The organism is Micromonospora sp. NPDC005174, from assembly GCF_040608495.1.
Classification (GTDB): Bacteria; Actinomycetota; Actinomycetes; order Mycobacteriales; family Micromonosporaceae; genus Micromonospora.
On the sequence record NZ_JBEXIJ010000003.1, the window covers coordinates 361,334 to 386,262 of the forward strand.

Genomic DNA, 24,929 nt, shown 5'->3' on the forward strand with positions numbered 1-24,929 from the left:
CTCGCTGCGTTCGTCCCACCGGCCTCCGAATCGGGCCTTACTGACGATGGTGGGGGGCATTTGACCCCAGCCGGGGGCAAGTTACCGGTCTGTGACCATTCCGGGCAAAATTTCCCTGAGCGGCATTGCTCGGAGTAGCGGGAAGGTGACAGTTTATCGGGTATCGTGCGCCAGCCGAACCACCCGGAGGGCGTGTCCCCGCGACAACCGGCCGCGTCCGTCAGCGCAGGACGACCAGGTGCTCCCCGCGCGGCAACAGTTCACCCACCACGGGTGCGCCCGGCAGCTCACCGGCGACCAGCAGACCGCCGGACGTCTGCGCGTCGGCCAGCAGCAGGCGCTCGTCCTCGTCGGCCGCACCGAAGTCCGTCCACGGGGTGACCCACTCCAGGTTGCGTCGGCTGCCGCCGCTGACGTACCCGTCGCGCAGCGCCTCCCGCGCGCCCGCCAGGTACGGCACCCGGGCCGTGTCGATGGCCACCGTCAGCCGGCTGGCGCGGGCCAGCTTCGAGGCGTGCCCGAGCAGACCGAACCCGGTCACGTCGGTGCCGCACCGGATGCCGGCGGCGACCGCTGCCCGTGCGGCGCCGGCGTTCAGCGCGCTCATCGTGGCGACCGCCTCCGGGAAGCTCTCACCGGTGGCCTTGTGTCGGGTGTTGAGCACGCCCACGCCGAGCGGCTTGGTCAGCGACAGCGGAATCCCGGCCCGACCGGCGTCCAGAGTGATCAGTTCCTCGGGCCGTACGGTGCCGGTGACCGCGAGACCGTACTTCGGACCGTCGTCGTCCACGCTGTGCCCACCGGCCAGGTGACAACCCGCCTCCCGGGCCACGTCCTGGCCGCCGCGCAGCACCTCCCGCGCCAACTCCAGCGGCAACACGTCCCGTGGCCAGCAGAGCAGGTTGAGCGCCACCAGCGGGGTGCCGCCCATCGCGTACACGTCGGACAACGCGTTGGCCGCGGCGATGCGCCCCCAGTCGTAGGCGTCGTCGACGACCGGGGTGAAGAAGTCCGCGGTGCTGACCAGGCCCGTGCGCTCGTCCAGGCGGACCACCGCGGCGTCGTCGCCGTGGTCCAGGCCGACCAGCAGTTCCGCGGTGCCGCTGGCCGGGCCGAGACCGGCCACCATGACCTCCAGCTCGCCGGGCGGAATCTTGCAGGCGCAGCCACCGCCGCGCGCGTAACGGGTCAGCCGTACGGGTTCCGTCATCCCCCCATGATCTCGGCAACCCGGTGCCGCCGCCACCGTCGCGGTCCACCCGGTGACCGAAATCGGACCCCCGACAACGATCGTGACCGGTGTTACCGCTCCGTGACCAACTGGGTTGCGTTCCGCCACATCACGCCGCCTACAGTTGCCCAACCGGGGGTCGACCGACCCGATCCGGGGAGACGACAGGGACGGTGGAGGACGTGACGACGGGCCAACCGCTCATCGTGCTGGACGCGGTCAACAAGTGGTTCGGGCCGCTGCACGTACTGGACGACGTCTCGCTGTCGGTAGATCGGGGCGAGGTGGTCGTGGTGATCGGCCCGTCCGGCTCCGGCAAGTCGACGCTGTGCCGTGCCATCAACCGACTGGAACCGATCAACTCGGGCACCATCACCTTCGACGGTCAGCCGCTCCCGGCCGAGGGCAAGCCCCTCGCCCGGCTGCGCAGCGAGGTGGGCATGGTCTTCCAGTCCTTCAACCTCTTCGCTCACAAGACCATCCTGGAGAACGTCACCCTCGGGCCAATCAAGGTCCGCAAGGAGAAGCCCGCCGCGGCCCGCGAACGCGGACTGGCCCTGCTCGACCGGGTCGGCATCGCCAACCAGGCGGACAAGTTCCCGGCCCAGCTCTCCGGCGGCCAGCAGCAGCGGGTGGCGATCGCCCGCGCCCTGGCCATGCAGCCCAAGGCGATGCTGTTCGACGAGCCCACCAGCGCCCTGGACCCGGAGATGGTCGGCGAGGTGCTCGACGTGATGACCTCGCTGGCCCGCGACGGCATGACCATGGTCGTGGTCACCCACGAGATGGGCTTCGCCCGGCACGCCGCCAACCGGGTCATCTTCATGGCCGACGGCAGGCTCGTCGAGGACGCCTCCCCGGCGGAGTTCTTCGAGAACCCGCGCAGCGAGCGGGCCAAGGACTTCCTCTCCAAGATCCTCACGCACTAGGCGTCCGTAGTGGAGCGCGCCGCACCTCGGTGGGCTCCGTCGAAGAAGGAGAAGAGTATGCGTATGACGCGCGTTGCGGCAGTCGCCGCGGTCGCGGCTCTGGCCGTCACCATGACCGCCTGTGGCGGAGACGAAGGTGGCAGCACCGGCAGCTCGGGCGCCAAGGGCATCGTCGGCAAGGCGGAGAAGCAGAAGAAGCTCGTGATCGGCGTCAAGGCCGACCAGCCGGGCCTGGGTCTGCAGACCGGCAGCCAGTACGAGGGCTTCGACATCGAGATCGGCAAGATCGTGGCCAAGGGCCTCGGCGTCGACGCCAACAACATCGAATGGAAGACGACGGTCTCCTCCAACCGGGAGCCGTTCATCCAGCAGGGCACCGTCGACCTGGTGGTGGCGACCTACACCATCAACGACGAGCGCAAGCAGAAGGTCAACTTCGCCGGCCCGTACTTCATCGCCGGTCAGGACCTGCTGGTCAAGGCCGACTCGACTGTCGCCGGTCCGGAGGGTCTCGACGGCAAGAAGGTCTGCTCGGTCTCGGCGTCCACCCCCGCCAAGCGGATCCAGAGCGATTACCCGAAGGCCAAGCTGCAGCTGTTCGACTCGTACTCGAAGTGTCTGCCGCTGTTGGAGAACGGCCAGGTCGACGCCATCACCACCGATGACATCATCCTCGCCGGCTATGCCGCGCAGTCCCAGTACGCCGGCAAGTTCAAGGTCGTCGGCAAGACCTTCTCCAGCGAGCCCTACGGCATCGGCCTGAAGAAGGACGACAAGGACGGCTGCGAGAAGGTCAACGAGATCCTGAAGACCGCCGCCTCGGACGGCACCTACAAGGCCGCCTGGGACGCCACCCTGGGCAAGAGCGGCAAGGCCGCGCCCGAGCTGGACACCACCAAGCTGACCAACTGCGGCAGCGTCTGATCGGTTTCGGGGGCCGATACCCGCGACCGGGTGTCGGCCCCCGACCCGTGACGACGCCGACGACCTGCCTCTGGGAGCCGACGCGTGCACGTATTCGCTGATCCGACTAACTTCGACGCCTACCTGTCGGGATTTCTCTGGATCCTCAAGCTGACCGGCGCGTCGGCGGTGTTCGCGCTGGTCCTCGGCGTGCTACTCGCCGCCATGCGGGTCTCGCCCGTGCCGGTACTGCGCGGGTTCGGCACGGCCTGGGTCAACATCTTCCGCAACACGCCGCTCACGCTGGTCATCTTCTTCTGCTTCTTCGGGTTGTACTCCACACTCGGGTTGAGCCTCTCCGACGACCTGAACCGCAACAACTACTGGCTCGGCGTCGTCGGGCTGTCGGTGTACACGGCCTCCTTCGTCTGCGAGGCGCTGCGATCGGGCATCAACACCGTGCCCACCGGGCAGGCCGAGGCGGCCCGGGCGATCGGCCTCACCTTCGCCCAGACGCTGCGGATCGTGGTGCTGCCCCAGGCCACGCGTTCCGTGATCGCACCGCTGGGCAGCATCCTCATCGCGCTCTGCAAGAACGCCACGATCGTCGGGACGATCGGGTTGATGGAGTCCTCGACCGTGATGAAGGACCTGATCAACAGCAACGGCGACGCGGTCATCCCGATCTTCCTGGTCTTCGCCGGCACCTTCGCCGCGTTCCTGATCCCCACCGGCTACGTCTTCGGCTGGCTGGCCAACCGACTGGCGGTGAAGCGCTGATGAGCACCGACTCCGTCCTCTACGACCACCCGGGGCCCCGGGCAAAGATCCGCAACGCGGTGCTGACCGTCGTCTTCGGAGTCGCCCTGGCCGGACTGGCGTGGTGGGTCTACGCGAAGTTCGACGAGGCGGGCCAGTGGGAGGGCGCGCTCTGGAAGCCCTTCACCGAGGCGGCGACCTGGACCCAGTTCATCTGGCCCGGCCTGCGCGCCACGCTGTGGGCCGCTGCGGTCGGCATGGTGCTCTCGCTGACGTTCGGCATCGTCTTCGCGGTCGGCCGGCTCTCCGAGCGACGCTGGATCAGCATCCCCGCCGGCGCCGTGGTCGAGTTCTTCCGTGCCGTGCCGCTCCTCATCATGATTTTCTTCGTCTTCTACGGCGTGCCCTTCCTGATCCAGGCGCCGGTCACCGCCTTCTGGGCCGTCGTGATCGGGCTGACCCTGTACAACGGCTCGGTCCTCGCGGAGGCGTTCCGCGCCGGGATCCGCTCGCTGCCGGCTGGCCAGTCCGAGGCCGGGTACGCGATCGGCATGCGCAAGAGCCAGGTCATGCAGCTGATCCTCGTCCCGCAGGCGGCCCGGGCGATGCTGCCGGTCATCGTCAGCCAACTCGTCGTGCTGCTCAAGGACACCGCGCTCGGCTACATCGTCGCCTACCCGGAACTGCTCCAGCGCGGGGTCAACGACCTCGCCGCTAACAAGGGCAACATCGTCGCCGCGGCGATCGTGGCAGCGGCGATCTACATCGTGATCAACTCCCTGCTCACCGCCCTGGCCAACTGGCTCGACCGGCGCAGCCAGCGACGCGGGATCCGCGCGCAGCGCCGGGTGGCCACCGGTGCCGACCGGGCCACCGGCACCGACGGGGCCGGCGGCGTCACCGTGGGAGAACCGCAGGGCTGACGCGAAGCCGGCCGACCGGCAGACTCCGGCGGTTCGGCGCGATCGACGTCACGTCCCGGATATCGGGGTATCACCGGCAGCGGGATACCCCGATATCGCGGAACTGGTGTTGATCAAGCGGCGCCATCGTGGACGGCGCTGTCGGAGGTCAGCGGGCGATCTCGGTGACCCGGGACTCGCGGACCACGGTGACCCGGATCTGACCCGGGTAGGTCAGCTCCTCCTCGATCTGCTTGGCCACGTCACGGGCCAGCACGGCCGCCCCGATGTCGTCCACGTCGTCCGGCTTCACCATCACCCGGATCTCCCGGCCGGCCTGCATGGCGAAGACCTTGTCCACGCCGAGCTTGCCGGCCGCGATCTCCTCGATCCGCTCCAGCCGCTTGACGTACGCCTCGAGGCTCTCCCGCCGCGCGCCCGGCCGGCCGCCGGAGCAGGCGTCGGACGCCTGCGTGAGGACGGCCTCGATGGTCTGCGGCGGCACCTCGTTGTGGTGCGCCTCGATGGCGTGCACCACGTCCTCGTGTTCGCCGTACTTGCGGGCCAGGTCGGCGCCGATGATGGCGTGGCTGCCCTCGACCTCGTGGGTGAGCGCCTTGCCGATGTCGTGCAGGAACGCCGACCGCTTGATGGTGGGCACGTCCAGCCGCAGCTCGGCGGCCATGATGCCGGCGATGTGCGCGGTCTCGACCAGGTGCTTGAGCACGTTCTGGCCGTACGAGGTGCGGTAGCGCAGTCGGCCCAGCAGGGTCACCAGCTCCGGGTGGATCTCGGTGATGCCGACCTCGACCAGGGCGTCCTCGGCGGCACGCAGGCAGAGTTCCTCCACCTCCTGGCGGGCGAGGTCGTAGACCTCCTCGATCCGGTGCGGGTGGATCCGCCCGTCGAGCACGAGCTTCTCGAGCGTGAGCCGGCCGACCTCGCGGCGCACCGGGTCGAAGCAGGAGAGCAACACCGCCTCGGGTGTGTCGTCGATGATCAGGTTGACCCCGGTCACCGACTCGAAGGCCCGGATGTTGCGGCCCTCCCGGCCGATGATGCGGCCCTTCATCTCGTCGCCGGGCAGGTGCAGGACGCTGACCACGCTCTCGGCGGTCTGCTCGCTGGCCACCCGCTGGATCGCGTCCACCACGATGTGCCGGGCCCGCTGCTCGGCGGTGTTGCGCGCGTCGGACTCGATGTCGCGTACCAGGAGCGCCGCCTCCCGCTTGGCGGACGTCTCGATCGCCTCGATCAGCTCCAGCCGGGCGGACTCGGCGGTGAGACCGGCCACCCGCTCCAACTCCCGGCGGCGCAACTCCTCGGCCTCGGCCAGCTCGGCCTCGCGCTGACTGAGCGCGGACTCCCGGGTGGCGAGGGCGGCGCTGGCCGCCGTGAGCTGCCGCTCCCGCTCGGCGAACCGCTCCACCTCCTCGGTGTGCAGCCGCTCCCGCTCGTCCATCCGGGCTGCCCGGCGCTCCACCTCGGCGGCCTGTTCCCGGGTCGTGGCGGCGAGTACCGCGACCTCCCGCTCGCCGCTGCGGCGCGCGGCCGTACGGAGCTGCTCCGCGTCCGCCTCGGCCTGCTTGTGCGCCCGTTCCAGCACGGTGTCGGCCTCGGCGCGGGCGTCGTCGAGCACCCGTCGCGCCTCGGCCCGGGCCGCCTTCGCCTCGGCCTTCGCCCCCGCCGCCTCGGCGCGGGCCGCGGAGGCGGCGGACTTCGCCACGTCGATCGTGCTGTTCGCCTGGTCGGCCGCGTCGCGCAGGGCGGCCAGGGACTGCTCCTGACGGTCCTTCTCGGCGATGAAGGCGGGATCCTCCGGGGCCGGCGCCGAGCCGATCCGGCGCAGCGCCCGGATGCCGACCAGCACCGCCGCGACCACGACCACGCCGAGGATCAGGACGGCCGCGAGGAGCACCACGTCGAGGGCGTTCATGCCGGAACCCCGCGAGGTCCATCCGCGAACCTGTGCCGCCGCCCCGCCATGGCCGCCTCCCCTGAACGTCATGACCGCAGCGACTGTGCCCAGGGCACACTCCTGCGGCTGTGGACGCCCGACCGGAGCGGCTGGCCGTGGGTAGCTCTCTCCGCCGGCGGTGCCCTCGGGCATCGTCGGCGACCGGGTGCAGTTGTCGCGGAGCGCCGGACCGGCCAGTCCGGAACTGCCGCCAAAGGCCGCGGAGTCGGCCAAAGTGATGCTGTTCTGTTACGAGATCTATGTTGTGCGCTTAGCCTGCGCTGGTCGGGCAATGTGAGCCTGTATGGCGAGGCTAGGTCTCCGAGGGCGGTCTGGTCAAGGACTCATGATCAAACCCCCCGAACGGAGAGAAGTTGCAGCGTCACGCAAAGCTGATGTCGTGTCGGACACGGCAGGACAAACACGGCGAGCCGACGCCCTCGATTGGGATGTCATGCCTGTTCAGCGACCGCACAGGTCCCGCAGGCGAGCCGCGAGTGTGACACCTGCGACCTCGCGCCGGGTGTCGAGGGAGAGGATCGCGCCGGCCTTGCCGTCTCGGCTGTCGAGATGAGTGGAACGCCCGTCATGTCGGGATCGAGAGTCCACGATCACGGTGCGGGTCGGCGTCAGCGGTTGTCGCGCTCCAACTCGCCCTCGGCGTCGGCCAAGGCGTCGGCGTCGATCTGCTCGGCGAACTCCGCCGCCTCCGCGCTCTGGGCGGCGAGGGCGTCCTTCACCGCCCGGATGGCCACGCCGGGCGGGTAGCCCTTGCGGGCCAGCATGCCCACCAGCCGGCGGAAGACGGCGTCCGGCTCACCCCGGGCGGTACGTAGCTTGCGCTCCACGAGGGCTCGGGCGGTCTGCGCCTCGGTCTCCTCGTCCAGCTCACCCAGCGCCTCGGTGGCCACCTCGCCGTCCACGCCCTTGCGGCGCAGCTCGTTGGCGAGCGCCCGGCGGGCCAGACCGCGCCCGTTGTGCCGACTCGACACCCACGCACGGGCGAACGCGGCGTCGTCGATGATGCCGACCTCGTCGTACCGGTCGAGCACCTCGGCCGACACCTCCTCGGAGATGCCCCGCTTGGCCAGCGCCCCGGCCAGCTCGGCGCGGGTACGTGGTCGGACGGCGAGCTGGCGCAGGCAGATCTCGCGGGCCACCTCGGACTCGTCACGCGGCGGCGTGGCCGCCGGCTCGTCAGCCGACTGTTCGGCCTGGCGACCCCGGCGGGGGCGCGGCGGATCGGCGGCGTCGCCCGTACGAGGCGGACTGGCATCCCAGCCCCGCCCCGTACGGGCGCGTCGTCCTGCCATGTGTCAGCTACCCGTCAGAAGTCGACCGGCGGCAGCTCGGGGCCACCGGCGGCGTCGCCCGCGCCGACCCCCACGCCGAGCTTCTCCAGGATCTTCTTCTCGATCTCGGCGGCCACGTCCGGGTTCTCCTTCAGGAACTCCCGGGCCTTCTCCTTGCCCTGGCCGAGCTGGTCACCGTCGTACGTGTACCACGCGCCGGACTTGCGGATGATCGCCTGCTCCACGCCGACGTCGATCAGCGAGCCCTCACGCGAGATGCCCTTGCCGTACATGATGTCGAACTCGGCCTGCTTGAACGGCGCGGCCACCTTGTTCTTGACGACCTTGACCCGGGTGCGGTTACCGACCACGTCGGTGCCGTCCTTGAGGCTCTCGATGCGGCGCACGTCGAGCCGGACCGAGGCGTAGAACTTCAGCGCCCGACCACCGGTCGTGGTCTCCGGGCTGCCGAACATCACGCCGATCTTTTCCCGGAGCTGGTTGATGAAGATCGCCGTGGTGCCGGTGTTGCTGAGCACACCGGTGATCTTGCGCAGCGCCTGGCTCATCAGCCGGGCCTGGAGACCCACGTGGCTGTCGCCCATCTCGCCCTCGATCTCGGCGCGCGGCACCAGGGCCGCCACCGAGTCGATCACGATGATGTCGATCGCGCCCGAGCGGATCAGCATGTCGGCGATCTCCAGCGCCTGCTCGCCCGTGTCCGGCTGCGAGACCAGCATCGCGTCGGTGTCGACGCCGAGGGCCTTCGCGTACTCCGGGTCGAGCGCGTGCTCGGCGTCGATGAAGGCGGCGATGCCGCCGGCCCGCTGGGCGCTGGCCACCGCGTGCAGGGCCACCGTGGTCTTACCGCTGGACTCAGGGCCGTAGATCTCGACCACCCGGCCGCGCGGCAGGCCGCCCACGCCGAGCGCCACATCGAGCGCGATGGAGCCGGTCGGGATCACGGCGGTCTGGACGACCGGACGCTCTCCCAGCCGCATCACCGAGCCCTTGCCGAACTGCTTGTCAATCTGAGCGAGAGCAAGGTCGAGTGCCTTCTCCCGGTCAGGCCCTGCTGCCATGGTTGCCACCCCTGCCTTCGCCGGCGTCTTTGCTGAGCTTCGCGTCACGCGGACACGCTAGGCGCTAGGTCCGACAGAAAACCAGCCGACGGGCCGCGAGCTGTGGACGAGCACCCCGCTGTGGACAATAGCCGAACAGGTGTACGACTCGACAAGCGACACGCGGAAGCGACGAAAAGGCTGCTCAGCGTAGTCGAGCGGGTACGCGGTCGGGGTACGCGGCACAGACCGCCCGCCACACCACGTGCGTCCGCTCCCCCGCCGCCAGCGCCTGCTCGATGGTCCGGCCGTCAAGCTGGGACAGCACCTGATCGCGGGCGATGCTGGCCGCGTAGCCCGGCCCGAACGCCTCCTCCAACCGCGTCCAGAAGTCGGTCAGCCGCACGTGATCAGTCCTCCTCACCCGGTGCCCCGGTCGGCACCGGGCGCAACGCTAGCGCCACCAGGGGCACGGTCGCGACCGCCGCGAGCAGGGTGAGCACGGGATAACCGGCCACCTGCATGACAAACCCGCTGAGCACCGCGGCACTCGCGCCCGCCAGCCCCATGATCATGTCGGAGAACCCCTGGACGCTCGGCCGCACATCGGCCGACACCGACTCGGAGAGCAGCGTCGAGCCGGCCACCATCGTCCCCGACCAGCCCAGCCCGAGCAGGACCAGACCGACCGAGAGTCGAGGGGTGTGGTGCCCGGCGGTGCCGGCGACCGCGCAGGCGGCCAGCAGCAACCCGACCCCGCCGAGGATCACCGCCCGCCGGCCGAGCCGGTCGGTGAGCCAGCCGACCACCGGGGAGAACGCGTACATGCCGGCGATGTGCAGACTCAACACGATCCCGACCAGCCGCAGCACGTCGGCGTCGGCGTGCGACTCGCCGAGCCGGACCGGGGTCATCGCCATCACCGCCACCATGACCAGGTGACCCACCGCCACGGCGGCGATACCGAGCCCGGCGGCGGGCTGTCCGCGTACCACCGACCAGGCCACCCGCATGCCGGCGCCGCGCGGCGCGCGCACACCGACCGGCGCGGCGGCCGCGGGTGGCGACGCGGCGAGTCGCCGCGCGGTGAGCAGCGGGTCGGGCCTGAGAAGACCGAGGAGTACGACGGCAGCCAGCACGAACGCCGCCGCGCTGAACGCGAAGGGGCCGGCCAGTGGCGGCAGCCCCCAGCCGGTGGTCACCCGATCGGCCAGCGCGGCGAAGTTCGGCGCGGCCACCGCACCGATGGTGGTGGCCCAGACGATCAGCGAGAGCTGGCGTCCTCGACGAGCCGGTTCGGCGAGGTCCACGGCCGTGTAGCGGGCCTGGAGGTTGGCGGCGGTACCGCCACCGAAGAGCAGCATGCCGAGGAAGAGCAGCGGCACCGAGCGGGTGGCCGCCGCCAGCACCACCAGGACGCCGCCGACGGCGCCCACCGCGTACGCCAGCACGAGGCCGGGCCGGCGGCCGTGCCGGGCCATGATCCGGGTGACCGGGACGGCGAGCAGCGCCGCACCGACCACCCCGGCGCTCTGGGCGACGCCGGCCACCGCGGTGCCGGCGATCCGCGCGGCGAGCAACGCGCCGACGGAGATGCCGATGGTCACGCCGACGCCGCCGATGATCTGGGTGCTGAAGAGCAGCCGCATGGTGCGCCGCTGAATCGGCGCGACGTCGAGTCGGTCGTCGGTACGCGGCACGGTCAGCTCGGTGGCCATCGACGCTCCTTGAGGACGGGGACGCCCCCATCCTCGCGCACCCCTCCCGCCCGCCAACGCCCCGCAGGGCGGCGCCGCCCCGCCCGCCCCGCCCCGCCCGCCCGCCCGCCCGCCCGCCGCAAGATCTGCGCAACTTCAGGGAAGTTGCTGGCTCGGCGCGCCGGGAAGCAGCAGTTTCCCCGAAGTTGCGCAGATCCTGGTCGGCGTCGAAGGGAGGGGCCGGGGTGGACGGTCAGCCGGTCATCACCCGCTGGTGCAGGGCCGACACCGCCGCACGGGCTGCCACGAACGCGCCGTGCTGCCAGGCCACCTCGTGGCTCAGCCAGTCCCCGGCGAAGTAGACCCGCCCGGCCGGCTGGAGCAGCAGGTCGTACCCGGCCGTGCCGTAGCGGGGCGAGGTCCAGGCGCCCTCGATGTAGCGGGTCCGGTCCCAGGCGTGCGAGTACGAGGTGACCAGCTCGCTGCGGTACTTGTCACCGTGGATCTTGATGCCCTGGCTGACCGCCCGCTCCTGACGCAGCTCCGGGGTGAGCCCGCTGTACGCCCGGGCGTTCGCCCCGGTGTTGTAGTAGCCGACGACCAGGCCACGCTTGCCGTGGTAGCCGTAGGACGGGTACCAGATGTGCGACAGGTCCAGATCGGTCTCCGTGATGCCGCCGTAGATCCGCTGGTCGGTCTCCCACCAGCGACTGCGGTACTCCAGGCCGATCTTGCCGGCGGCGGTGACGGGGAAGTCGGCCAGCGCGGCGGTCACGGAGGCGCCGAGGTTGTGCGGCACCCGGGCCATCAGGTGTGGCGGCAGGGCGGCCACGCAGTAGTCGGCGGTGATCTGCGACTGCCGGCCGCCCTGCCGGTAGGTCACCTCGACCCGGCTGCCCCGGTCGGTCACCCCGGTCACCTCGGCGTTGAGGTGGATGCGATGCCCGCCGACAGCCTTGGCGAGGGCGCGGGGGATCTGGTCCATGCCTCCGACCGGCTGGAACATCAGCATGGCCTGGTCGTAGCCGAACTCGAAGGAGAAGTACCGGCCCACGTTGCTGGCGAAGACGTCGGAGAGCGCTGGCGGCGTGCCGAGCGGACTCCCCACGTCGTTGCCCGCGCCGGGGTACGCGGAGAAACCACGCCGGGTGGTGCCGGTGTACGCCCAGTCGCTGGCCCGTCCACCGATCGCGCCGAGGCTCTGCAGGAACGACAGCAGCCGGTCCCGGTCCTCGGTGGTGAGCCGCGCGTCCAGCGCACCCTGGTCGGTGGCCTTGGCGAGCAGTTCCGACACGTAGCCGTAGACGTCGGCCTTGGCGGTGCGGTAGCGGATCGGCTCCGTCATGCCGGCGGACTCGTTGTAGATCCAGGCGTCGGCGTTCTGGTTGGTGAAGACCTCGACAGGTACGCCCAGCTCGCGGCAGTAGTCCATGGTGACCATCCACTGTGCGATCCGGCCCGGTCCGGCGTTGAAGTAGACGCCGTCGGAGAAGCCGGCCCGCTGGGTGTGGCCGTCGAGGTCGGTCTCGACGTCGCCGCCCCGGATGGTCAGGTTCCGCCCGCCGACACGGTGCCGCGCCTCCAGGACCGTGCAGTGGTAACCGGCCTTGCCCAGCTCGTACGCCGTGGTGAGCCCCGCGATGCCACCGCCGAGCACGACGACGCTGACGCCCGGCCGCCCGGTCAGGGTGAAGTCGGACGGCTCGGGCGCCCGGAACGCCGGGGTCGCCGAGGCGGCGGCGCTGGGCGCGAGACCCATGGCTCCCATCGTGGCGAGCATCGCACCGGCCCCGCCGCTGATCCCGACCGCGCGTAGGAATCCACGCCGGCTCACCGTCGACTGCGTCTGATCGCTCATGAACGCCTCCCCTACAAGATCGACTCAGGTGAGTCTGTAGAGGACGTGTTACGTCGATCACGCGTCGCCGTTTCCGGTAGGTATCGCTCGGACGCCGCGCGTCCGGCCCCTGTCGGGACACTCAGGACGGCGGGTGCCGCGCCACCGAGCGGAGGACGCCGTCCAGGCCGTCCTCGAACAACAGGTCGTCGTCCCACCGGTCGTCGTCGAGATGGCCGGAGGCGTTGAGGGTCGGGTAGGCGTCGGCGTGTGCGGCGACATGGTCGCGGGCGGCGGCCCGCGCGTCCGGGTCGACGCTCCTGCGCCACGTGGCTTCGGTGAGCGAGGCGCCGATGACGTAGTTGGCAAGTGTTCGCGTCGCCGCCGCGAGGTGACGGCCACGGCAACCGCCACGCACCAGCGCCGCCTGGAGGAACTCGGTGCGGGCCAGCACATTGGGGCCGAGCATCGGACGCCCGACCAGGCCCGGCGCCCAGGGATGCCGGAGCATGGCGGAGCGCCAGCCTCGGACGAGGACGCGGACGTCCTCCGGCCAGTCGTCGGTCGCGCCCGGAATCGGCACGTCGCCGAAGATCTGGTCCATCGCCAGGTCCAGCACGTCGTCCTTCGTCCGCACGTGCCAGCACAGGGCGGTCGCCGTCACGGTGAGGCGCTGGGCGAGGCTGCGCATCGTGAGACCGTCGGTGCCGTGCTCGTCGAGCAGGTCGACCGCCGCGTCCACGATCCGGTCGATCGTCAGTGGTGGCCTGCGCTGTGTCCGGGTCTTCGTCGGCGTCACCAACGGCCGCCGCAACGTCCAGTTGCTCTACGACGTCGAGGTGTACTCCGACACCGCCGGCTGACGCCCCGCAGACGGCAGCTCGCGGTTATCCGGCAAAGGCGCGGGCGGCCACGGTGAGGTCGGCGACCAGCCCCTCGTACGCCGCGTCCTGGTCGTCGGCGCGCAGGACGGCGGACGGGTGGATGGTCGCCAGCAGCCGGGTCCGCGGAGCGTCCGCCACCGCGCCGGCACTGTCCACCGGAACCCGCTGGAAGTCCTCGGGATGCTGGGCCGACGCGGGCCAGGGCAGCAGTTCGCCGCGCTGCCTCGTCACCCGGAAGGACGGGCCGAGCAGCGCCTTCGCGGCGGTGGCGCCGAGCACCACGACGACCGCCGGGTCTAGCCGGGCGAACTCGGCGACCAACCAGGGACGACAGGCGGTGATGTGAATCCGGTCCGGCGTCTGGTGGATGCGCCGCTTGCCGCGCACCTCGAAACGAAAGTGCTTCACAGCGTTCGTGAGGTAGAGCGCGGCCGGATCGAGCCCGGCGTCGTCGACGGCCTTGCGCAACAGCCGGCCCGCGGGACCGACGAAGGGCAGACCCTTCTGGTCCTCCATGTCGCCGGGCTGCTCGCCGACGAGCACCACGCGGGCGCTCTCGTCACCCCGCCCGAAGACGGTCTGCGTGGCGTCCCGGTACAGCTCGCAGCCGCGACAGCCGCCCGAGGCCGCCCGCAGCTCGTCGATGGTGTCGGCCTCGGGCGGGATGAACCGCTGGGCGCCGGGAGCTGCGTCGGTCTGCTCGGCCATGCCGCTTGTTATATACCCGTTCGGTACGCGCTGCCGCTTACGCCCCGGCCCGAACGTGGCCGCGCCACGTCAGTACCCGCCCCCACCGCCGCCGCCACCACACGACGCGAGCGCGATCAGCACGATGATGATCACGATGACCGCGACCGCGACCCCGATCCAGAGCCCTCGATTGCCGCCTGAAGCCATGTCAGCCACCTCCGTCGGCGCGCATACCCGCCCCGGACGCGCCAAACCCCTCTTGTGCCGCGACAACGCCCGATCGGGTCGCCGGCCGACGGGTCAGGTGGCGAAGCCGGAGGGTGCGACGGGATGGGCGGCGCGCGCCAGGGCGGCGGCCAGCGGCGTCATGTCCTCGACGGCCAGGGAACTGATGGTGACGCGCAGGGCTGGCGGCGCGGCGATCCGGTAGAGGGCGCCGGGCGCGACCGCCCAGCCGGCGTCGCGCAACGCGGTCACCGCGCTGGTCTCGTCCAGAACCGGCAGCCAGACGTTGATGCCCGTGCGACCGTGCGCCGTCAGGCCGTGCTCGGCCAGCGCGGCCAGCAGCCCTTCGCGCCGCAGCTCGTAGCTCTGCGCCGCCCGGCGCACCAGCTCGTCGACCGCCGGGTCCCGCCACAGGGCGAGCACCAACCGTTGCAGCACGGTGGACACCCAGCCGGCGCCGACACGCGTCCGACCGGTCACCCGGGCCACGGTGGTCTCGTCGCCGGCCAGCACCGCCAGCCGCAGGTCCGGACCGAAGGGCTTGCTCACCGACCGCACGAAGGCCCAGCTTCCGGCCGCGCCGGCAAGCGGATGCAGGGGTACGCGGGCCAGTTCGGCGGCGTGGTCGTCCTCGATGAGCAGCAGGTCCTGCCGCCCGGCGAGCAGCGCGCGCAGCTCCGTGGCGCGAGCGGCGGAGACGGCGGCGCCGGTCGGGTTCTGGGCCCGGCTGGTGACGACCAGCGCCCGCGCTCCGGCGGTCAGCGCGGCCGCCACCCCGGCGGTCAGGGGGCCCTCGTCGTCCACGGGTACGCCGATGGACCGCAGCCCAAGGGCGGCGACCAGGTCGAGCAGATTTGCCCAGCCCGGATCCTCCACCGCCACCGCGTCACCGGGGCGCAGGTGGGCACCGAGGAGGCGTTCGATGCCGTCCAGCGCGCCACCGGTGAGGGTGAGGTCCTCGACGGGTACGCCGTCGGCGCTCAGCCGGGCGCGGGCGACCTCGGCCAACTCCGGGAGCACTCCGGCCTGCGCGTAGCCGACCGGCGGGCCGACGTCGGCGGCGAGCGCGGCCAGGTGCGGGCCGATCGGGGGCAGCAGTCGGGGGTCGGGCTCGCCCCGGGACAGGTCGCGGGCGTCCGGCAGTGGTGCGGGGCGTAGGGCGGAGCGGCGGGCGGCCACCGGTGGACGCGGGCGGACGCGGGTGCCGTGCCGCCCGGCGGTGGCGAGCACGCCACGTTGGCGCAGCTCCTGGTAGGCGCGGGCAACGGTGGCCGGGCTGACGCCGAGGTCGGCGGCGAGAGCGCGCACCGAGGGCAGGCTGACCCCAGGGGCCAGGGCGCCGGTACGGATGCCCGACTCGATGCTGGCCGAAATCGCGACGGCGGTCGTCCCGGTGAACTGATAGCGTGCTGACACAAATAAGAGATTGTACTAGCACAAAGGGGCGCGCATGTATCCACCCACCGCCCGGACCATCCCGACCCGCTCCCGCGACCGGATGAGCTACGACCGCGCGGCGGCACACGCCGTGCTGGACGAGGCGTACCACTGCTCCTTCGGCTTCACCGTGGACGGCGAACCCCGGGTGCTGCCCACCCTGCACGTCCGCATCGGCGACACGCTCTACCTGCACGGCTCCACCGGCAGCCGTCCCCTGCTCGCCGCCCGGGGCGACGGGCTGGCCGTCTGCGTCGCGGTGACGCTGCTCGACGGGCTGGTCTACGCCCGATCGCAGTTCCACCACAGCGCCAACTACCGCTCGGTGGTCGCGCTCGGCACCGCGCGACTCGTCACCGACGCCCAGGAGAAGAGCGCCGTGCTCACCGCGCTCGTCGAGAAGGTGGGCGCCGGCCGCAGCACGGACAGTCGCCCACCGAGTCGGCGCGAACTGGCCGAGACCGCAGTGCTGGCGCTGCCCCTGCGGGAGGTGTCCGTCCGGTCCCGCACCGGCGGGGTCCGCGAGGACGAAGCCGACCTGCACCTGCCGCACTGGGCCGGCGTCCTGCCACTGAGGCTGACCGCCGGCCTACCGCAGCCCGCCGCCGGGGTCACCGCTGCCCTACCGGCGTACCTGCGCACGGCCCGTACGCCCTGGCACGACCCGGCGACGCTGAGCGGCGAGCACGTCCGGTTGGAGCCGCTGGACCCGACGCACGCCGACGACCTGCACGCCGCCACCGCCGACGACGACGTCTGGCGGCACCTCACCGTCCCGCGGCCCACCGAGCCGGCCGGCACCGCCGAGGTCATCGCCGACGCTCTGGCCGCACAGCAGCGCGGCGAGCGGGTGCCCTGGGTGCAGCGCTGCGCGGTGACCGGGACGGTGGTCGGCAGCACCTCCTACTACGAGATCGACCCGGAGCGGCGGTCGGTGGCGATCGGGCACACCTTCCTCGGCCGACCCTGGTGGCGTACCGGAATCAACACCGAGGCCAAGCTGCTGCTGCTCGGCCGGGCCTTCGACGACCTGGGCGCGGTACGGGTCGCCTGGCACACCGACATCCGCAACGAACGCTCCCAGGCGGCCATCGAACGACTCGGCGCCACCCGGGAGGGAGTGCTGCGGATGCACCGCCAGCGCCCGGACGGCTCCTGGCGGGACACGGTGCAGTACGCGATGACCGTCGACGAGTGGCCGAACGCACAGGCCATGCTGCGGAAAAGACTTCGCGGTACGGCACCCGCGGCCTGATGATGACGGGCGTGCTGGGGATCACCGACATCTGGACGTACGTGCTGGGCACCGTGGCCATCATCCTGCTGCCCGGGCCGAACTCGCTCTTCGTGCTCTCCACCGCCGCCAAACGGGGCGTGGGCGTCGGCTACCGGGCGGCGGGCGGGGTGTTCGTCGGCGACGGGGTGCTGATGATCCTCTCCGCAGCCGGAGTGGCGTCGCTGCTCAAGGCGTACCCGCCGCTGTTCCTGGTGATCAAGTACGCCGGCGCCGCGTACCTCGGTTATGTCGGGGTGACCATGCTGCGCGGCGCCTGGCGGCGCTGGCGCGACCGCAACGACCCGAGCACGCCGCGGCTCATCGACGCCGCCGAGCCGGCGCAGCTGCGCAGCCCGTTCCGCAAGGCGCTGGTGATCAGCCTGCTGAATCCGAAGGCGATCCTGTTCTTCATCTCGTTCTTCATCCAGTTCGTCGACCCCGCCTATGCCTGGCCGGCACTGTCGTTCCTGCTGCTCGGCCTGATCGCCCAGGTCGCCAGCGCGCTCTACCTGACCGCGCTGATCTTCGCGGGGACGTTCCTGGCGACCCAGTTCCGCCGCCGCCGTCGCCTCGCGGTGGGCGGCACCACGGCGGTAGCAACGCTCTTCCTAGCCTTCAGCCTCAAACTAGCCACCGCCACCGCGGGCTAACCCACCCCTCTCCGCTCCCCGCTCCCCGCTCCCCGCTCCCCGCTCCCCGCGATCTTGCACTTTGTGCTGTCTATATGCACTCTTCGCACCGCTTTGCGACAACAGTAAGTGCAAGATCGGCGTGGTAGTGGGGCGCGGGCGCGGGGCGCGGGCGTGGGGCGCGGGCCTGGGCGCGGGCGTGGGTGGGGTGGGGTTAGGTGCCGTCGCCTCCGCCGGAGCCGCTGCCTACGCCTCCGCTTCCCGCTGTGCCGCCCAGGCCGTAGCCCGGTTTGATCGGCGCGTCGGGATGGCGGCTGACGTGGGCGGAATGGCCGATCTGCGCGGACCAGTCGGCGTGGGCGGCGGCTGCGGCGTGGCGGTTGACGGCATGGCGGAGCCAGCCGTCGACGGTGGCGACCCAGTCCCGCTGACCGGCGTCCGCGTGCCAGATCCGGAACCGGCTGATGCTCTGGTGGGTGATGCCGGCCAGCGCCAGCCGTCGGTCCATCCAGGTGATCACTTCGAGGCCCGCCGAGTTCGTCACGAAGATCAGTTCCAGCTCGGTGATCGGGCCGGCGTAGAGGGGACCCACCCAGTAGCCCCACCGCTGGTGCAGCGGGAGAGTGTGCCCCACCCCGGGCAGGCCACCCTCGACCAGCCCGGCCTGGCGGATCGAGAAGCCGAGCGTGTCCAACGCCGCCAGCACGTGCTGCTGGGTGGGGACCGGGTGCACGAAGACCGGCACCATCGCCCCCTGGTCCAGGTCCGGCTCGACGGACACCTCGGTCCGTAGGCCCATCCGAAGACTCAGCAACGGCACCCCGCCGAACGTGGTCACCGGCGTCTCCCACGGCAGCGGCAGCGCGAAGTCCACCGCCCGTCGACGGCCCGCGGGGACGACGAACCGCCCGGCGATCGGCAGGTGGAAGAACTGCATGAGACGTCGGGGAGCCGCCGGGTCGTCCGGCTCGACCGTCGTGACCAGGCCGAGCCGGACGTGGCGGACGAGTACGTCGTCCGGCCCGGCGGCGAGCGTCACCCGTCCGGGCAGGCGCAGGCCCGGACGGGTGCTCGGGTTCGGAAGCGTCGTCTGCACGGACAGCCCGGTCCAGCCGGACTCCCGAGACACCCCCGTCAACCGCACCGCGCCCCCCGCCAGCTCACCTCAACTGTCGCGGAACCGGCGCGTGATCACCTGGAACTTCGCCGAAGAGGAGCCGCCCTAACGGAGTCGCCGACCGCGGGGCACCGTGTCGGTCTCGTCGTCGAATTCGCCGATGACCTCCTCCAGCAGGTCCTCCAGGGCGACGAAGCCGATCGGGCGGGCCGGGCCACCGCCGTTGCGGACCAGCGCGAGCTGCGACTGCCGCGCGCGCATCGCGGCCACCGCCTCGGTGACCGTGGACGTCGCCGGCAGGGTGAACGCCGGGGTCATCAACTCCTCGGCGGTGGCGACCCGACCGGTGGTGACCACCCGTACCGCCTCCCGGACGTGCACCAGGCCGCAGACGTCGCCGCCCGCGTCCAGCACCGCCAGCCGCGACCGGCCGCTGTCCCGGCTGACCTGCTCGATCCGCTCGGCCGGGTCGTCGCGCCGCACGGTGACCATGGTGGAGAACGGCTCCATCACCTGTGCCACCGACGTGCCCTGCAACTCGAGCATGCTGGTGAGCAGTTGGTGCTGCTCCGCGCCGAGCAGCCCGTGCTCGCGGGACTGCTCCAGCAGCATCCGCAGCTCGTCCGGGCCGTGCACCTGGGCGAGCTGGTCCTGCTGGTTGACGCCGACCAGCCGCAGGATCGCGTTGGCCAGCGCGTTCAACGCCGACAGCACCGGGCGGGACACCCGGGCGAAGGCCCGGAACGGCAACGCGAGCAGCGTGGCCGACCGCTCGGCGTCGGTGATCGCCCACGACTTCGGCGCCATCTCCCCCACCACCAGGTGCAGGAAGGTCACCAACCCGAGGGCGAAGACCAGGGCGACCACGTGACTGGCCGCGTCGGGCAGCCCCACGACGTGCAACAGCGGGCTGACCAGATGCTCGATCGCCGGCTCGGCCAGCGCGCCGAGCCCCAGGGTGCACAGGGTGATGCCCAGCTGCGCCCCCGCCAACATCAGGGACAGCTCGCGGACGCCGTCCAGCGCGGCTCTGGCCGCCCGGCCGCCGCTGGCCGCCGCCTGCTCCAGCCGGTACCGCTTGCTGGCCACCAGGGCGAACTCGGCGGCCACGAAGAACCCGTTCAACGCCAGGAGGACGCCCGAGCTGATCAGTGCGATGCCGGGGCTCATGCCGACACCTCGTGCCGCTCGCCGCGGTCGGTGAGTTGCAGCCGTACCGAGTCGGCGACGTGCCGGTCCACGGCGAGCACCTCGACCAGTGCCCGGGGCGCCACCTCGCCCTCGTCGACCTCGGCGCCCTCGGGCAGCAGGCTGATCTCCAGCCGGTCGCCGACCTCCGGCACCCGACCCAGCTCCCGCATGACCAGCCCGGAGAGCGTGTCGTACTCCGGGGCCTCGGGCAGCGCGATGCCGGTGCTGTCGGCGACCTCGTCGATCCGCCAGCGGGCCGGCACCACCCACGACCCGTCGTCCTGTCGGGCGGGTGCCCGCTCCGGCGGGTCGTCCTCGTCCCGGATGGGGCCGACCAGCTCCTCGGCGATGTCCTCCAGCGTGATCACACCGGCGAAGCCGCCATACTCGTCGACCACGCAGGCCATCTGCCGGTGCCCGGACCGCAGGCGGTCCAGCACCGTGGGCAGGGGCAGGGTCTCCGGTACGAGCAGCGGCGGCCCCGCGACCGCGCTCACCGGGGTGGTGGCACGTTCCGCGGGAGGTACGCCCAGCACGTCGGCGATGCCGACGATGCCGAGCAGGTCGTCGACGCCCTCCGTACCGCGTACGGGAAAGCGGGAGTGACCGGTGTCCAGCAGCTCGACCACCCGGCTCACCGGCTCGTGGGCCCGGACGGTGTGCACGTCGACCCGGGGCACCATGGCCTCGCCGGCGGTCAGCTCCCGGAAGTCGAGCCCCCGGTCGAGCAGCGTGGACATCTCGGCGTCCAGGCTGCCCTCCTCGCGCGACTCGGCGATGATCTGTTCCAGGTCGGCGGGAGTGGCCCCGCTGGGCAGCTCCTCGATCGGCTCGATGCCGACCCGACGCAGCAGGCGTACCGACGCGCGGTCGAAGAGCCGGATCACCGGCCCGGCCACGGCCAGGTAGGCGAGGGTGGACCGGCTCAGCGCCCGGGCCAGCGGCACGGCCCGCGCGATGGCGAGGTTCTTCGGCGCCAGCTCGCCGAGGACCATCTGGACGACGGTGGCGATGACCAGGGCCAGCGCCACCGACAGCGGCAGGCTGACCGACTCGCCGAGACCGACGACGCCGAACAGGTCGGCGAGGCCGCCGCCGAGGTACGGCTCGGCGACGTAACCGACCAGCAGCGCTGTGACGGTGATGCCGAGTTGCGCGCCGGAGAGCACGAAGGAGAGCCGGCTGGTGACGGTGAGGGCCCGGGCGGCGGCCTGGTCGCCGTCGTCGGCGAGCTGGCGCAGCTTGCCCCGGTCCACGGCGACATAGCCGAACTCCTGCGCCACGAAGTAACCGGTGGCGGCGGTGAGCACGATGATCAAGAGAAGACCGACGACGATCAGCACCTGTCGCTCAGGGCTCCCGGAGTCGTCGGGACGGGAATATGCCGGGCACGACCCGGCTGGCTACTGCTGCCCTCCTGGGCAGAAGAGTCGATCATGCGGTCATTTTATCGGCGTCGCCTGGGACTCCGCTGGGGGTGGGCCGAAGGCGTCGATCGTCCTGTTCATTCCGGCTGGGACCGGCCGTCACCCCGCGCGGCCGTCGACCCGCGCTCGGCCAGCTCGTCGGCGTCGAGCAGGCCGCGGTCGAGCCGACCGGACCGGTACGCGGCCCGACCGATCATCTGTGCCGCGACCGGCGCGGTGGCCAACTGGAAGACGCCCACCAGCAGGATCATGCCGAGATCGGCCGGGGACCGGAGCCGCAGCGCGATCCCGAGCAGCAGCAGGAGCAGGCCCAGCACCTGGGGCTTGGTGGCCGCGTGCATCCGGGAGAGGGCGTCCGGAAAGCGCAGCACGCCGATGCCGGCGGCCAGGGCGAGCAGCGCGCCACCGACCAGGCAGGCGGCACCGAGCCAGTCGGCGATCATCGCGAACACGCCCGCCGTCACGACTGCTCCCGGACGGCGAAGCGGACCAGCGAGACGGACCCGACGAAGCCGAGCAGGGAGATCACCACCAGCACGGGCAGCGTGCTGGCGTGCCGGTTGACAGCGGCCTCCGCGCCGACCGCGCCCACCATGGTGGAGAGCAGCATGTCCGCGGCGATCACCCGGTCCAGCAGCGAGGGACCCCGGTAGAGCCGGATCAGCGCGAGCAGCGCGGTCACCGACAACAGGACGGTGAGGACGACGGCCAGGAAGATGATCATTGGGACGGGCTTCCCTTCTCGACGGGACCGGGCTCGACGCGGCGCAGCTCCGCCGCGCTGCCGACCGCCCGGACGATCCGGCGCTCGATGTCGAGGGTGCGGTCCCGGGCGAGCGCCAGATCCGCCGGCCCGTGGGTGTCCAGCACGTGCAGGTAGAGCGTCGCCGACTCCCGGTCCAGTTCGAGGATCAGCGTGCCGGGCACCAGCGAGACCGCCTCGGCCGTGAGCGCCAGGTTCAGGTCCGTCCGCACCCGCAACCGGACGGCGATGATCGCCCCGCGGGGTCGGTAGCCGGGTTGCACGGCGATCCGGGCGATGTGCAGGCTCGCGGTGACCAGTTCGACGGCGAACCGACCCGCGAACGCCAGCAGCGCCACGGGCCGCAACCGTCCGGCGAAGGTCACCGCGGGCAGCGGGAAGAACAGCAGCACCGCGCCGCCCACCAGCAGGCCGCCGATGATGTTCGCCACGGTGATGTCACCCCAGAGCAGGTTCCAGACGAGCACCAGCCAGCCCAGCGCCAGCGTCTGGTCCCGCCGACGCCCGAGCCGCCGGCCCGGCGTCGGGGCAGCGCCCGTCGGGGGCGTGCCACGCGGGCCCGTCACGGCACGCCCCCGGGCAGCACCGCCCGCACGTACGGGGTACGCGAGAGCAGGTCGCCGGCCGCGTCGGCGGTGACGTCGAAGAGCGGACCGGCCAGCACGGTCAGCGAGGCCCCCAGGGCGACCAGGGCGATTGTCGCGCCGACGGTCAGGGCGGGCAGTCGGACGACGGGTTCGTCGGTGGCGATCCGGGGCGCCCGCCAGAACGCGATGTTCCACACCCGGGAGGTCACGTACAGGGTGAGCAGGCTGGTGAGCGTCCCTGCCGCCACCAGCGCCGCGGGCAGCGCCCCGCCGGCCGCCACCCCGGCCTGGAGCAGGCCGAGCTTGCCCAGGAACCCGGAGAACGGGGGCACTCCGGCGAGGTTCATCGCCGGGACGAAGAAGAGGACGCCCAGAAGAGGCGCCATCCGGGCCAGCCCGCCGAGACGGCGCAGGTCGGTGCTGCCGGCACGCTCCTCGACAAGTCCGGCGACCAGGAACAGGGTCGTCTGGATGGTGATGTGGTGCACCACGTAGAAGATCGCGCCGGCAAGACCGGCCGCGGTGCTCAGCGCCACCCCGAAGATCATGTAGCCGATATGGCTGACCAGCGTGAACGAGAAGAGCCGCTTCATGTCCGACTGCGCCACCGCGCCGAGGATGCCGACCACCATGGTCAACCCGGCGACGACCATGAGCAGGCCGTCGACCTGGCCGTCCGGGAACAGCAACGTCTCGGTACGGATGATCGCGTACACGCCCACCTTGGTGAGCAGCCCCGCGAACACGGCGGTGACCGGGGCGGGAGCCGTGGGATAGCTGTCCGGCAGCCAGGCCGACAGCGGGAAGACCGCGGCCTTGATCGCGAACGCGAGCAGCAGCATCAGTTGCAGGGTCACGCGGACGTTGTCCGGCAGGTCGTCGAGACGCTGGGCGAGCTGCGCCATGTTGAGCGTGCCGGTGGCCGCGTACACCAGTCCCACCGCGGTCAGGAAGATCATCGAGGAGAGGATGCTGACCACCACGTACGTCGAGCCGGTGCGGATGCGCGTCTCGGTGCCGCCCAGCGTGATCAGCACGAAGCTGGCCGCCAGCAGGATCTCGAAGCCGACGAACAGGTTGAACAGGTCTCCCGCCAGGAACGCGTTGGTGACGCCCGCGGTGAGCACCAGGTACGTCGGGTGGAAGATCACCACCGGCGCGCTCTCGCTGGTCTCGCTGCGACCCTGCCCGATCGAGTACACCAGCACGCAGAGGGTGACCGCCGAGGACACCACCAGCATCAGCGCGGCCAACTGGTCGGCCACCAGCACGATGCCGACCGGTGGCGGCCACCCGCCGACCGCGAGCACCACCGGCCCGTGCCGGTACGCCTGCACCAGCAGCACCACCGCGACCGTGAACGTCACCGCCAGGCAGAGCACGCTGACCGTACGCTGCACCCGGGGACGGTCGGCCAGCAGCAGGGTCAGCGCCGCCCCGAGCAGCGGCACCACCACCGGCAGCGGCAGGAGCCTGCTCACGACCGGCCCTCCCCCCTGCCACGCCGGAGTCGGCGGCGGGCCGGCTCCGGGTCGACCTGCTCCGGGTCGCTGCCCGGGCCCTCCCCACCACGGTCGGCGGCGCTCACCTCGTGCTGCTCGGCACGCCGGATGATCTGGCGGTCCTCCAGGTCGTCGGGCACCTCGTCGTCGCCGGTGAGATACCAGCTCCGGTACGCCACGGCGAGCAGGAACGCGGTGAACCCGAACATGATCACGATGGCGGTCAGCACCATCGCCTGTGCCAACGGATCACTCATCCGGTCCACCGGGCCGGTGCCCACGACCGGAGCGCCACCCGATCGGCCACCCAGCAGGATCAGCAGGTTGACCCCGTTGCCGAGCAGGATCACGCCGAGCAGGATCCGGGTGAGGCTGCGCTCCAGCAGCAGGATCACGCCACACCCGACGAGCACCGCGACGGCGAGCACCAACACCACCGTGGGCCCGGCGCCACCCGCCGTCACGGCGCTTCCTCTGTTCGCGACTGCGGGGCTCGCAAACCCGGCTCACTCCTCGCGCTCACGGCACCACCTGAGGTTCGCGACTGCGGGGCTCGCAAACCCGGCTCACTCCTCGCGCTCACGGCACCACCTGAGGTTCGCGACTGCGGGGCTCGCAAACCCGGCTCACTCC

General features: G+C 71.6%; 25 protein-coding genes. 7 read left to right on the forward strand and 18 right to left on the reverse strand.

The window, feature by feature from the left end:
• Positions 1-220 precede the first annotated feature (220 nt).
• Positions 221-1,210 carry a selenide, water dikinase SelD gene (selD, locus tag ABZU91_RS06245; RefSeq protein ID WP_355234687.1) on the reverse strand — a complete coding sequence of 330 codons (990 nt, stop codon included), beginning with the start codon at positions 1,208-1,210 and terminating at the stop codon, positions 221-223.
• A 194-nt stretch (positions 1,211-1,404) separates the two neighbouring features.
• On the opposite strand from selD, the gene ABZU91_RS06250 reads away from it, so the two are divergent.
• The 4 genes from ABZU91_RS06250 to ABZU91_RS06265 all read left to right on the forward strand — a co-directional run bounded on the left by ABZU91_RS06250 (position 1,405) and on the right by ABZU91_RS06265 (position 4,745).
• A complete protein-coding gene (locus ABZU91_RS06250) occupies positions 1,405-2,160 on the forward strand; it encodes an amino acid ABC transporter ATP-binding protein (protein WP_355234690.1) in 756 nt (251 codons plus the stop codon).
• Positions 2,161-2,217: 57 nt separating this feature from the next.
• Entirely contained in the window at positions 2,218-3,084 is an 867-nt protein-coding gene (locus ABZU91_RS06255) for a glutamate ABC transporter substrate-binding protein (protein ID WP_355234693.1), read from the forward strand.
• 84 nt (positions 3,085-3,168) lie between these two features.
• The gene (locus ABZU91_RS06260) at positions 3,169-3,843 is read left to right on the forward strand and encodes an amino acid ABC transporter permease (protein ID WP_355234695.1); all 675 of its coding nucleotides are present in this window, start codon (positions 3,169-3,171) and stop codon (positions 3,841-3,843) included.
• Complete coding sequence (locus ABZU91_RS06265) at positions 3,843-4,745, forward strand: amino acid ABC transporter permease (RefSeq protein ID WP_355234698.1); 903 nt, start codon at positions 3,843-3,845, stop codon at positions 4,743-4,745. Before ABZU91_RS06260 ends, ABZU91_RS06265 begins: the two co-directional genes overlap by 1 nt.
• Positions 4,746-4,893: 148 nt before the next feature.
• Here the strand turns inward: ABZU91_RS06265 and rny are convergent, their stop codons facing one another.
• From rny to ABZU91_RS06300, 7 genes are all read right to left on the reverse strand, one after another.
• Positions 4,894-6,660, reverse strand: coding sequence for a ribonuclease Y (gene rny, locus ABZU91_RS06270; RefSeq protein WP_355234701.1), 1,767 nt, complete (start codon positions 6,658-6,660; stop codon positions 4,894-4,896).
• A 650-nt stretch (positions 6,661-7,310) separates the two neighbouring features.
• A complete protein-coding gene (locus ABZU91_RS06275; protein WP_355234704.1) occupies positions 7,311-7,994 on the reverse strand; it encodes a regulatory protein RecX in 684 nt (227 codons plus the stop codon).
• A 14-nt stretch (positions 7,995-8,008) separates the two neighbouring features.
• A complete protein-coding gene (gene recA, locus ABZU91_RS06280; RefSeq protein WP_355234707.1) occupies positions 8,009-9,055 on the reverse strand; it encodes a recombinase RecA in 1,047 nt (348 codons plus the stop codon).
• Positions 9,056-9,239: 184 nt separating this feature from the next.
• Entirely contained in the window at positions 9,240-9,440 is a 201-nt protein-coding gene (locus ABZU91_RS06285; protein WP_355234710.1) for a DUF3046 domain-containing protein, read from the reverse strand.
• Positions 9,441-9,444: 4 nt separating this feature from the next.
• The gene (locus ABZU91_RS06290) at positions 9,445-10,752 is read right to left on the reverse strand and encodes an MFS transporter (protein ID WP_355234713.1); all 1,308 of its coding nucleotides are present in this window, start codon (positions 10,750-10,752) and stop codon (positions 9,445-9,447) included.
• Between the two features lie 232 nt (positions 10,753-10,984).
• Entirely contained in the window at positions 10,985-12,589 is a 1,605-nt protein-coding gene (locus ABZU91_RS06295; protein ID WP_355234716.1) for an FAD-dependent oxidoreductase, read from the reverse strand.
• Positions 12,590-12,710: 121 nt separating this feature from the next.
• Positions 12,711-13,259 carry a TetR/AcrR family transcriptional regulator C-terminal domain-containing protein gene (locus tag ABZU91_RS06300; RefSeq protein ID WP_355234719.1) on the reverse strand — a complete coding sequence of 183 codons (549 nt, stop codon included), beginning with the start codon at positions 13,257-13,259 and terminating at the stop codon, positions 12,711-12,713.
• 1 nt (position 13,260) lies between these two features.
• On the opposite strand from ABZU91_RS06300, the gene ABZU91_RS06305 reads away from it, so the two are divergent.
• Positions 13,261-13,431 carry a hypothetical protein gene (locus tag ABZU91_RS06305; protein WP_355234722.1) on the forward strand — a complete coding sequence of 57 codons (171 nt, stop codon included), beginning with the start codon at positions 13,261-13,263 and terminating at the stop codon, positions 13,429-13,431.
• 24 nt (positions 13,432-13,455) lie between these two features.
• Here the strand turns inward: ABZU91_RS06305 and ABZU91_RS06310 are convergent, their stop codons facing one another.
• Together ABZU91_RS06310 and ABZU91_RS06315 are read right to left on the reverse strand one after the other, a co-directional pair.
• Positions 13,456-14,160: a UdgX family uracil-DNA binding protein gene (locus ABZU91_RS06310; RefSeq protein WP_355234725.1), complete on the reverse strand. Its 705-nt coding sequence runs from the start codon at positions 14,158-14,160 to the stop codon at positions 13,456-13,458.
• A 282-nt stretch (positions 14,161-14,442) separates the two neighbouring features.
• Positions 14,443-15,783: an aminotransferase class I/II-fold pyridoxal phosphate-dependent enzyme gene (locus ABZU91_RS06315; RefSeq protein WP_355234728.1), complete on the reverse strand. Its 1,341-nt coding sequence runs from the start codon at positions 15,781-15,783 to the stop codon at positions 14,443-14,445.
• A gap of 34 nt (positions 15,784-15,817) precedes the next feature.
• Between ABZU91_RS06315 and ABZU91_RS06320 the strand changes: the two genes are divergently transcribed.
• A complete protein-coding gene (locus ABZU91_RS06320) occupies positions 15,818-17,059 on the forward strand; it encodes a bifunctional pyridoxamine 5'-phosphate oxidase family protein/GNAT family N-acetyltransferase (protein ID WP_355234731.1) in 1,242 nt (413 codons plus the stop codon).
• Entirely contained in the window at positions 17,059-17,730 is a 672-nt protein-coding gene (leuE, locus tag ABZU91_RS06325; RefSeq protein WP_355234734.1) for a leucine efflux protein LeuE, read from the forward strand. The genes ABZU91_RS06320 and leuE overlap by 1 nt, the downstream gene beginning before the upstream one ends.
• Before the next feature lie 193 nt (positions 17,731-17,923).
• Here the strand turns inward: leuE and ABZU91_RS06330 are convergent, their stop codons facing one another.
• From ABZU91_RS06330 to ABZU91_RS06365, 8 genes are all read right to left on the reverse strand, one after another.
• Positions 17,924-18,853: a sporulation protein gene (locus tag ABZU91_RS06330; protein WP_355234737.1), complete on the reverse strand. Its 930-nt coding sequence runs from the start codon at positions 18,851-18,853 to the stop codon at positions 17,924-17,926.
• Between the two features lie 78 nt (positions 18,854-18,931).
• On the reverse strand, positions 18,932-19,996 hold the full coding sequence (locus ABZU91_RS06335; RefSeq protein WP_355234740.1) for a hemolysin family protein: 1,065 nt from the start codon (positions 19,994-19,996) through the stop codon (positions 18,932-18,934).
• The gene (locus tag ABZU91_RS06340) at positions 19,993-21,360 is read right to left on the reverse strand and encodes a hemolysin family protein (protein WP_355234743.1); all 1,368 of its coding nucleotides are present in this window, start codon (positions 21,358-21,360) and stop codon (positions 19,993-19,995) included. Before ABZU91_RS06340 ends, ABZU91_RS06335 begins: the two co-directional genes overlap by 4 nt.
• 161 nt (positions 21,361-21,521) lie before the next feature.
• A complete protein-coding gene (mnhG, locus tag ABZU91_RS06345) occupies positions 21,522-21,887 on the reverse strand; it encodes a monovalent cation/H(+) antiporter subunit G (RefSeq protein ID WP_355234826.1) in 366 nt (121 codons plus the stop codon).
• Positions 21,888-21,904: 17 nt separating this feature from the next.
• Complete coding sequence (locus ABZU91_RS06350) at positions 21,905-22,168, reverse strand: monovalent cation/H+ antiporter complex subunit F (protein ID WP_355234746.1); 264 nt, start codon at positions 22,166-22,168, stop codon at positions 21,905-21,907.
• Complete coding sequence (locus tag ABZU91_RS06355; protein WP_355234749.1) at positions 22,165-22,773, reverse strand: Na+/H+ antiporter subunit E; 609 nt, start codon at positions 22,771-22,773, stop codon at positions 22,165-22,167. The genes ABZU91_RS06350 and ABZU91_RS06355 overlap by 4 nt, the downstream gene beginning before the upstream one ends.
• Entirely contained in the window at positions 22,770-24,275 is a 1,506-nt protein-coding gene (locus ABZU91_RS06360) for a Na+/H+ antiporter subunit D (RefSeq protein WP_355234752.1), read from the reverse strand. The genes ABZU91_RS06355 and ABZU91_RS06360 overlap by 4 nt, the downstream gene beginning before the upstream one ends.
• On the reverse strand, positions 24,272-24,760 hold the full coding sequence (locus ABZU91_RS06365; protein ID WP_355234755.1) for a Na(+)/H(+) antiporter subunit C: 489 nt from the start codon (positions 24,758-24,760) through the stop codon (positions 24,272-24,274). Before ABZU91_RS06365 ends, ABZU91_RS06360 begins: the two co-directional genes overlap by 4 nt.
• Between the last annotated feature and the right edge of the window lie 169 nt (positions 24,761-24,929).